This is a genomic window from Hydrogenophaga sp. FG152, from assembly GCF_057809615.1.
The window spans coordinates 268,594-277,607 of record NZ_JBMDKH010000005.1 but is presented as its reverse complement, the minus strand read 5'-3'; the positions used below and the strand labels follow the sequence as shown (position 1 = coordinate 277,607).

The following is a 9,014-nucleotide window of genomic DNA, read 5'->3' as shown; positions in this document are numbered from 1 at the left end:
CCGGGGCGCGGCGCCGCGCCTCCACCCCGCTGAACCCGCGCCCGCTGGCGCACCCAGACATCCGGTCGCTGTACCTGCAGATGGCCCACCCAGGAGTTTCCCCATGAACGTTGTCGACACCCGGCCCTATGAACTGCTCATCGGCGAGCGCTGGACCGCAGGCGCACAAGGCCGCACCTTCGACACCCTGAACCCCGCCACCGGCCAGGTGCTGGCCCAGGTGCACGAGGCCACCGAGGCCGACGTGGATGCGGCCGTGATGGCCGCGCACGAGGCGCACCAAAAACACTGGCGCAAGACCACCCCAGCCGAGCGCGGCCGGCTGCTGCGGCGCCTGGCCGAGCTGTTCGAGCGCGACCGCGAAAAGATCGCCTGGCTCGAAACCTTGAACGTGGGCAAGCCCATCACGCATTCGCTGGAATCGCTCAAGGCCATGCCCGCGTCGCTGGCGTACTTCGCCGGCATCATCCCCGCCGTGCGCGGCGAGACCATCCCGGTGGGGCAGCCGGACGTGCTGAACTTCACCCTGCGCGAACCGCTGGGCGTGTGCGCCCTGGTCATGCCGTGGAACTACCCGATGACGCTCACCGTCAACAAGCTCGGGCCGGCCCTGGCCGCGGGCAACACGGTGATCCTCAAGCCCTCGGAGGTGACGCCGCTGTCCACCATGGCGCTGGCGCGCTTGTTCGAGGAGGCCGGTTTCCCCGCGGGTGTGGTGAACGTGGTCAACGGCCCGGGCGCCACCGTGGGCCAGCGGCTGGTGACGCACCCGCTGGTCTCGCGCGTGTCGTTCACCGGCGGCACCGTGACCGGCGCGCGCATCCTGGCCGCCACCGCCAGCGACGTCAAACGCGTGACCCTGGAGCTGGGCGGCAAATCGCCCCTCATCGTGTTCGACGACGCGCCGCTGGAGAAGGCCGTGGCCGTGGCCGCGGGCGACCTCATCAAGAACTCGGGCCAGGTGTGCATCTCCTGCACCCGCCTGCTGGTGCAGGACGGCATCCGCGACGAATTCATTCAACGCCTGCAGCAGCGGCTCGCGACCGTGCGCGTGGGCTCGCCCACCGACCCGGCCACCGAGATGGGGCCGCTGGTCAGCGCGGCGCAGAAGCAGCGCGTCGAGCAGTACATCGAAATCGCCGGCCGCGAAGGTGCCTTGCCCGCCGCGTCCGGGCAGATGGCGCTGGACGCCACGACGGCTGCCGGCTTTTTCGTGCGGCCCACCCTGCTGCTGAACTCGCACAACCGCATGCAGTCCGCGCAGGACGAGATCTTCGGCCCGGTGCAATCGGTCATCGGCTTTCGCGACGAGGCCCAGGCGCTGGACCTCGCCAACGACTCGCGCTACGGCCTGGCCGCCGTGCTGTTCACGCGCGATGGCGGCCGCGCCCTGCGCATGGCGCACGGCCTGCAGAGCGGCAGCGTGGCGATCAACACCGGCGTGCGCACCTCCTTCGACGCGCCCTTCGGCGGCTACAAGCAGTCCGGCATCGGCAAGGAGCGCGGGCTCGAAGCGATCTACGAAAACACCCAGCTCAAGAACGTCAAGTACGACATGAGCGTGTAAACCCTTTCAACCCAGGAGACCACCAATGAAACTCAGCAAAAAAATCGTTTTCGGCCTCGCGGCGTGCACGCTCGCGGGCAGCGCCCTGGCCGAATGGCCCGACAAGCCCATCCGCATGGTGATCGGTTTCGCCCCCGGCGGTGCGTCCGACATCGCCTTCAAGATGGTGCAGGAAGAACTCGCGCGCCGGCTGGGCCAGCCCGTGGTGCCGGACTACAAGCCCGGCGCGAACGGCAACATCGCCAACCAGGCCGTGGCCACCGCCGCGCCCGACGGCTACACCGCGCTGTGGGCCAACGTGGGCCCGCTGGCGGTCAACACCTACCTCTACAAGGGCGTGAAGATCGATCCGGGCAAGGCCTTCGTGCCCGTGACCCAGCTCACCGACTCGCCCCTGGTGGTGGTGGTGCCCAAGTCCTCGCCCTACCGCACCATGCAGGAGCTGCTGCAAGGCATCAGGCAAACCGGTGCCACGATGTCCTACGGCTCGGCTGGCCACGGCAGCTCCATGCACATCGCCGGCGCTTCGCTGGCCCTGGCCCTGAACGCACCCATGACCCACGTGCCCTACAAGGGCAGCGCGCCGGCCATTCAGGACTTGCTGGCCGGGCGCCTGACCTTCATGGTGGACAGCCGCTCCACCACCGCCCCGTTCATCCAGGACGGCTCGCTGCGCGCCCTGGCCGTCAGCGGTGGCAAGCGCGCCGCCGACATGCCCGAGATTCCCACCGTGGAAGAGGCCGGCGTCCCCGGCTTCAAGGTCACCACCTGGCAGGCCGTCGTCATGCCGGCGGGCACGCCCAAACCCATCGTCGACAAGTTCTCCAAGGCGCTGCGCGAGACGCTGGAAACGCCCGAGGTGCGCGAGCGCTTCGCCCGCATCTACACGCCGCTGGTGGGCAGCACGCCCGAGGTCTTCGCGAAGTTCTGGGAAAAGGAACGCGCCGAGGCCAAGACCCTGGTGGAAACCGCCAAGCTGCAGATCGACTGACCTTGCCTTGAATGGATTGACCGATCATGGATCTCGGACTGAAAGAAAGCACCGCCTTCATCACGGGCGGAGCGGGCACGCTGGGCCTGGCCATGGCCCGGCGCTTCGTGCAGGAAGGCTGCAACGTCGTCGTGTGCGACACCAACCAGGACGCGATCGACGCTGCCTGCGAAGAACTGACCGCCCTGGGCGGCCAGGCGCTGGGCGTGCGGGCCGACGTGACCAGCAAGGACGAGGTGGCCCAGGCCGTGCAGAAGGCCACCGACCGCTGGCAGAAGGTGGACGTGCTGGTCAACAACGCGGGCTTCGCGCGCGACAGCTACCTCACCCGCATGCGCGAAGAAGACTGGCACGCGGTGCTCGACGTGACCCTGCTGGGCGCCTTCCATTGCTCGCGCGCCGTGCTGCCGCTGATGATGGCGCAGCGCTACGGCCGCATCGTCAACATCGCCTCGCGTGCCCACCTGGGCAACCCGGGGCAGACCAACTACTCGGCGGCCAAGGCCGGCCTGATCGGCTTCACGCGCTCGCTCGCACTGGAGTCGGGCAAGTTTGGCATCACCGCCAACGCGGTCGCGCCCGGCGTGATCTCCACGCCGCGCATGCAGCAGCGGCCCGACTACGCCGAGCTCACCGAACGCGCCAAGTCCAACACGCCCGTGGCGCGCCTGGGCGACCCGGCCGACGTGGCCGCCACCGTGGCCTTCCTGGCCTCGCGGCTGGCCGGCTTCACCACCGGCGAGACCGTGCACGTCACCGGAGGGCGCTACGCATGAGCACCCCCTTCGACCTGGACGAACACCTGGGCCGGCGCCTGTACTTCGACGACCTGCAGACCGGCCAGACCTGGGAAAGCCCGCGCCGCACCGTGACCGAGGCCGACGTGGTGCAGTTCGCGGGCCTCTCGGGCGACTACAACGCGCTGCACACCGACGCGGTGTTCGCCGCCGAGCACCCCTTCGGCCAGCGCGCCGCGCACGGCCTGCTGACCCTGGCTATCGCATCCGGCCTGACCACCCGCATGCCGGTGTACCGGCTGATGGACGGCGCCCGCCTGGCGCTGACCGAACTGCGCTGCCAGTGGCGTGCGCCCGTCTTCATGGGCGACACCCTGCATGTGGAGCTGCGCATCGGTGAGAAAACGCTGTCGCAGAAACGCCCCGGCACCGGCCGCGTGGCGATGCACCGCACGGTGAAGAACCAGCGCGGCGAGGTGGTGGTGGAGAGCGAATGGACCACGCTGATGAAATGCAGAACGGAGGCCGCATGAACAGCGCCGTCCGTTTCGACGACCTCGCGGGGCTGACGCAGCCGCGCTCGGTGATGGTCGTGGGTGCCTCCACCAGCCCCGGCACGCTGGGGCACACCACCGTGCTCAACCTGCTGGAGCACTCGGATTTCAGCGGTGAGGTCCACCTCGTCAACCCCAAGGGCGGCGAGCTGATGGGCAAGCCGCTGCACCGCAGCGTCGACGAGGTGCCGGCCCAGGGCATCGACGTGGCCCTGCTGCTGGTGCCCGCCGAATCGGCCATCGCCACGCTGAGCGCCTGCGCCGCCCGGGGCGTGCGCTACGCCATCGTGTTCACCGGTGGTTTTGCCGAACTGGGCGAGGCGGGCCGCTCGGTCGAGGCCGAGATGCGGGCTCTGGCCGAGCGCACCGGCATGCGCATCTACGGCCCCAACTGCGCGGGCATGACCCTGCTGGCGCCCCGCCTGGGTTTGACCTTCTCGACCGAATTCCGCAACGACGGCCGCAGCGGCGCGCTCTCGCGCATCGGCCTGGTGACGCAGGGCGGCGGCCTGGGCCGCTCGCTGATGCAGGGCGACGAGCGCGGCGTGCGCTTCTCGCGCTGGTTCTCCACCGGCAACGAGGTCGATCTGGACAGCGCCGACTTCATCCACTGGCTGGCGAACGACCCCGGCACCGACCTGATCTGCACCGTGATGGAAGGCATCAAGGACGGCACGCGCTTCGTGGCCGCGGCCCAGGCCGCGCGCCGCGCCGGCAAGCCGCTGATCGCCCTGAAGATCGGCCGCTCGGACTTCGGCAAGAAAGCCGCCCAATCGCACACCGCCTCGCTGGCCGGTGAAGACGTGGTCAACGACGCGGTGTTCTCGCAGCACGGCGTGATCCGCGTCGAGGACCTGGACGAGCTGCTCGACGTGGCCAGCCTGATCTCGCGCGTGGGCGTGCGCAACCTGCAGCGGGTCTGCGTGTACTCGTCGTCGGGCGGTGCCGGCGTGCTGTCGGCCGACAAGGTGGGCGAAGCGGGCCTGGCCATGGCCACGCTGGGCGAGGCCACCGTGGCCGAGATGGCGAAGCACGCGCCCTCCTACGCCGCGCTGACCAACCCGGTGGACCTGACCACCAAGGCCCTGGTCGACCCCGAACTGGCGCGGCGCTGCCTCACGCCCTTGTTCGCCGACCCCGGCGTGGACGTGGTGCTGTACCCCATCACCTCCAACTACGCGGCCAGCACCGAAGGCCTGGTGCGCAACATGCTGGAAGTGGCCCGCACCGGCAGCAAGGCCTTCGTGCCGGTCTGGATGAGCAGCCGGCGCGGCCCGGCGCACGAGCTGCTGGTGAGAGAAGGTTTCGCGCCGATCTACAGCCTGCGCAACGCCACGCTGGCCCTGCAGCGCTGCAGCGGGTACGCGCAGCAGCTCGGCACCGCCAACGAACCCGAGGCCGCGGTGGTCGGCGGGCCCTCCTCGACCGTGGCGCTGCCCTGCAGCGAGACCCAGGCCAAGGCCCTGCTCGCGCAACACGGCGTGCGCTCGCCTCAGGAGGCGCAGGCCACCACCGCCGATGAAGCCGCCGCGCAGGCGTGCCGCATCGGGTTTCCGGTGGCGCTCAAGCTGGTGGCCGACGGCGTGCTGCACAAGAGCGAGATCGGCGGCGTGGCCCTGCACCTGCGCGACGCAGAACAGGTGCGGGAGGCCTTCGATCGCATCCTCGCCAACGCACGCCGGCACCTGGTGCCGCCACAGGCCATCCGCGGCGTGCTGGTGTCGGAGATGGTGACGAACGGCGTGGAAATGCTGGTCGGCATCCACCGCGATGCGGTCTTCGGCCCGGTGCTCAGCGTGGGCGCGGGCGGCGTGTGGGTGGAGGTCGAGGCCGATGTGGCGCGCTGCCACCTGCCTGCGGGCCGCGCCGTGCTCGAACGCGCGCTCGACAAGACGCGCATCGCCAAACGGCTCGCCAGCCACCGCGGCCTGCCCGCGCGCGACCGCGCCGCGCTGCTGGACGCCATGCAGCGCATGGCCGCGCTGTTCCTGGGCCTGGGCGAGCGTGTGCAATCCCTGGAAGTGAATCCGCTGGTCGTGCTCGACGACGGTCAGGGCGTGGTCGCCCTCGATGCCGTGATCGAGTGACGCACCGGCCCACCTGATACCTCAAGCAAAGGAAACATCACCATGTTCGACAGCCAGATCGGCGGGGGCGACGCCCATTCCATCCTGGTGCGGGGCCATGACCTCGTCAACGACCTGTTCAACCGCGACTTCATCGACGTGCTGGCGCTGGAGCTGCTGGGCGAGTTCCCCAGCCCGCCGCTCAAGCGCATGCTCAACCTGTTCCTGGTCAGCGCCACCGACCACGGCCTCACGCCCAGCGCGCTGTCCTCGCGCCTCACGCTGCACGGCGCCCCCGAGGCCATGCAGGGCGCGCTGGCCGCCGGCCTGCTCGGTGCCGGCAGCCGCTTCCTCGGCGTCATCGAGTACAGCGCGCGCTTCCTGCGCGACGCGCTGCCCCCGAAGGACAGCTACACCGACGAGGAACTGCGCGCGTGCGCCGAGGAATGCGTGCGGGCCAACAAAGCGGCCAAGCGCAAGATCCCGGGCGTGGGGCACCCCATCCATGTGGACGGCGACCCCCGCTGCGAGCGGATGTTCGAGATCGCCCGCGAGTGCGGCTACTACGGCGTGTACTCGCGCTTCGCGGTGGAACTCGCGGCGGCGGCGGCGCGCCAGTCCGGCCGCAAGATCCCGCTCAACGCCACTGGCGCCAAGGGCGCCATCGTGCTCGACATGGGCCTCACGCCCGAACTGGGCAAGGCGCTCACCATGATCGGGCGCACCGTCGGCCTGATGGCCCACATCATCGAAGAGCAGAAGAACCCCATCGCGCAAAAGGTGTGGGACATGGCCTCGGGCCACGCCGCGCACGGATAGGGCGCAAAGAAGGCGGCCCGCCGTCGCGGGCCGCCGGGGTCAGCCGTGGGAGGAGGTCCCGAGCTGGAACACCGAGACCGTCTTCACCAGCTCGTCCGCCTGCTGTCGCAGGCTGCTGGCAGCGGCGGACATTTCTTCCACCAGCGCGGCGTTCTGCTGCGTGGACTGGTCCAGCTGCACCACCGCTTCGCCAACCTGGCTCACGCCCGCGCTCTGTTCGCCGCTGGCGGTGCTGATGTCCGACATGAGGCGCGAGACCTTCTGGATCGAGGCGATCAGCTCCTGCATGGTCTGGCCGGCCTCGTTCACGAGCACTGTGCCGTTGCCCACGCTCTCCACGCTGGTGCCGATCAAGGCCTTGATCTCGCGCGCGGCCTGCGCCGAGCGCGTGGCCAGGCTGCGCACCTCACCGGCCACGACCGCGAACCCCCGGCCCTGTTCTCCCGCGCGCGCCGCCTCGACGGCCGCATTGAGCGCCAGGATGTTGGTCTGGAAGGCGATGCCGTCGATGACGCCGATGATGTCGGCGATCTTGCGCGAACCGGCGTCGATGTCCTGCATGGTGTCCACCACACGCTGCACGGCCGCGCCGCCCTGCTCGGCCAGCGAGGTGGCCGAACGCGCCAGCTGGTCGGCCTCGCGCGCATGGCCCGAGTTCTGGCCGACGGCGGTGCCCAGCTGCTCCATGGACGCGGCGGTTTCCTCCAGCGCGCTGGCCTGGTTCTCGGTGCGGCTGGAGAGGTCCTGGTTGCCCTGGGAAATCTCCGCGCTGGCCGTGGCAACGGCCTCGGCGCCACGCCGCACGCGGCCGACCACGCTGGCCAGGTCCTTCTGCATGATCGCCAGCTGGGCCATCAGGCTGTGGGTGTCGCCGGTGCGCACGGGCACCGGCTGGCCCAGGTCGCCCCGGGCCACACGGGCGCTCACGGCCACCGCTTCGGCCGGCTCACCGCCCAGCGGGCGCAGCACGAGCCGCTGCAGGGCCCAGAGCAGGCCGAGCGACACCAGCACGATCGACACCGCGCCCAGAAGCGCGGCGGTGACGTTGAGCTGGCGCACCTCGGCGAGGATGCGGTCCTGAGGCACGGTGGCTGCGAAGGCCCACGACGAGTGGTCCTTGCCCACGCGGATCGGCACGTAGACACTGGTCACCTCGGTGTTCAGTCCCTCGTGCAGGTAGCGCACGCGCTGCGGCCGGTTCTCGCCCAGCGCGGTGCGCATGGCCTCCAGCTCGGCCGGCTTGGTCAGTGCCTGCCCCACATGGGCGGGGTCGCGGTCGCCGACATACAGGGCGCCGTTGGACAGCAGGCTGGCATAACCCGTGTCGTAGATGCGGATCGCCTGGACCTTCTCCTGCAGGCTGGACAGCGGCAGGTCGATGCCCGCCACGCCCACGAACTGGCCGTTGACCACGATGGGCACCGAGGTGGTCGTGATCATGACTTCCTTGCCCGCGACCGTGTACTTGTAGGGCTCGATCAGCGTTTCCTTGCCGGTGCGCTTGGCCAGTTGGTAGTAGTCGCCCGGGCCGGGCTTGTCGTAGTCCACCAGCGGCTCCACCATCGGCGAACCCGAACCCCGGTTCCAGTAGGGGATGTAGCGGCCCGTGGCGTCGTGGCCCGGCTTGTCCACGTACTCGGCATCGCGGCCGTCGAACGCGTTGGGCTCCCAGGCCACCCAGACCCCGAGGAACTGGGGCGAACCCTCCAGCACGTTGCGGATCAGCGCATCGGCCTCGATGCGGTCGGCCTGCCCGGTGGCCTTCAGGCCACCGAGCGCCTGGGCCAGGGTGCGCGCCGCCGTCATGGTGGCGTTGAGCTCGGACTCCACCTGCGCCGCATTGCGGCTCGCCAGCTCCTCGGCGTACAGGAGCGCGGTGCTTTCCTGCAGCTGGCCGGCCTGGCGGGTCAGCGAGATCACGGTGACGGCAAATCCGACCAGCACCACTCCGATGACCAGCAGCAGCAGCTTGGTGCGCAGGCTCATGGTGGCAAGAGGGGAACCCGTGGAAAGGGAATGGGGATGAGACACGCGGCTTCTTCTTTCTTCGTCCAGTGGAAGTGAATGCCTGGCGCTGCCCGAAGGCGGGCGAAGCCAGGCGACCTGTCAGGACAGTGAATTTCCCACGCCGGCAAATCCGCAAGACCGCGAACAGACGGGGAAAGCCGGGGCAATTTCCCGACGCGGGGTCCGTGCGCCAACCCACACAGCCCCGCCGCCGTCGCAGCGTAGACTGGGGGCCGCCGCCGCCCATCCTCCCATCCCCTGGAGCGCACTTCA

7 protein-coding genes are annotated in these 9,014 nt (G+C 69.8%); 6 read left to right on the top strand and 1 reads right to left on the bottom strand.

What is annotated here, in order from left to right; genetic code table 11:
- Positions 1–103 precede the first annotated feature (103 nt).
- The 6 genes from ACODTB_RS08685 to ACODTB_RS08660 are packed head-to-tail and all read left to right on the top strand — an operon-like array spanning position 104 to position 6,734.
- Positions 104–1,567 carry an aldehyde dehydrogenase family protein gene (locus ACODTB_RS08685; protein ID WP_291115440.1) on the top strand — a complete coding sequence of 488 codons (1,464 nt, stop codon included), beginning with the start codon at positions 104–106 and terminating at the stop codon, positions 1,565–1,567.
- Positions 1,568–1,592: 25 nt separating this feature from the next.
- Positions 1,593–2,558, top strand: a complete 966-nt coding sequence (locus ACODTB_RS08680; protein WP_291115443.1) for a Bug family tripartite tricarboxylate transporter substrate binding protein — start codon at positions 1,593–1,595, stop codon at positions 2,556–2,558.
- Positions 2,559–2,584: 26 nt separating this feature from the next.
- A complete protein-coding gene (gene fabG / locus ACODTB_RS08675; RefSeq protein ID WP_291115446.1) occupies positions 2,585–3,334 on the top strand; it encodes a 3-oxoacyl-ACP reductase FabG in 750 nt (249 codons plus the stop codon).
- Complete coding sequence (locus ACODTB_RS08670) at positions 3,331–3,828, top strand: MaoC/PaaZ C-terminal domain-containing protein (RefSeq protein ID WP_291115449.1); 498 nt, start codon at positions 3,331–3,333, stop codon at positions 3,826–3,828. Before fabG ends, ACODTB_RS08670 begins: the two co-directional genes overlap by 4 nt.
- Positions 3,825–5,936 (top strand): acetate--CoA ligase family protein, encoded by a 2,112-nt coding sequence (locus tag ACODTB_RS08665; protein WP_291115453.1) that lies wholly within the window; start codon positions 3,825–3,827, stop codon positions 5,934–5,936. Before ACODTB_RS08670 ends, ACODTB_RS08665 begins: the two co-directional genes overlap by 4 nt.
- Positions 5,937–5,978: 42 nt before the next feature.
- Positions 5,979–6,734, top strand: coding sequence for a citryl-CoA lyase (locus ACODTB_RS08660; protein ID WP_291115456.1), 756 nt, complete (start codon positions 5,979–5,981; stop codon positions 6,732–6,734).
- Between the two features lie 39 nt (positions 6,735–6,773).
- Here ACODTB_RS08660 and ACODTB_RS08655 read toward each other — a convergent pair whose 3' ends face one another.
- Complete coding sequence (locus tag ACODTB_RS08655; protein ID WP_291115459.1) at positions 6,774–8,720, bottom strand: methyl-accepting chemotaxis protein; 1,947 nt, start codon at positions 8,718–8,720, stop codon at positions 6,774–6,776.
- Positions 8,721–9,014: the final 294 nt, after the last annotated feature.

Excerpts from the sequence above, each read along its gene's own strand:
- ACODTB_RS08655 (WP_291115459.1), bottom strand. The coding sequence starts at position 8,720 with ATGAGCCTGCGCACCAAGCTGCTGCTGCTGGTCATCGGAGTGGTGCTG.
- ACODTB_RS08665 (WP_291115453.1), top strand. The coding sequence starts at position 3,825 with ATGAACAGCGCCGTCCGTTTCGACGACCTCGCGGGGCTGACGCAGCCG.
- ACODTB_RS08685 (WP_291115440.1), top strand. The coding sequence starts at position 104 with ATGAACGTTGTCGACACCCGGCCCTATGAACTGCTCATCGGCGAGCGC.
- fabG (WP_291115446.1), top strand. The coding sequence starts at position 2,585 with ATGGATCTCGGACTGAAAGAAAGCACCGCCTTCATCACGGGCGGAGCG.
- ACODTB_RS08660 (WP_291115456.1), top strand. The coding sequence starts at position 5,979 with ATGTTCGACAGCCAGATCGGCGGGGGCGACGCCCATTCCATCCTGGTG.
- ACODTB_RS08670 (WP_291115449.1), top strand. The coding sequence starts at position 3,331 with ATGAGCACCCCCTTCGACCTGGACGAACACCTGGGCCGGCGCCTGTAC.
- ACODTB_RS08680 (WP_291115443.1), top strand. The coding sequence starts at position 1,593 with ATGAAACTCAGCAAAAAAATCGTTTTCGGCCTCGCGGCGTGCACGCTC.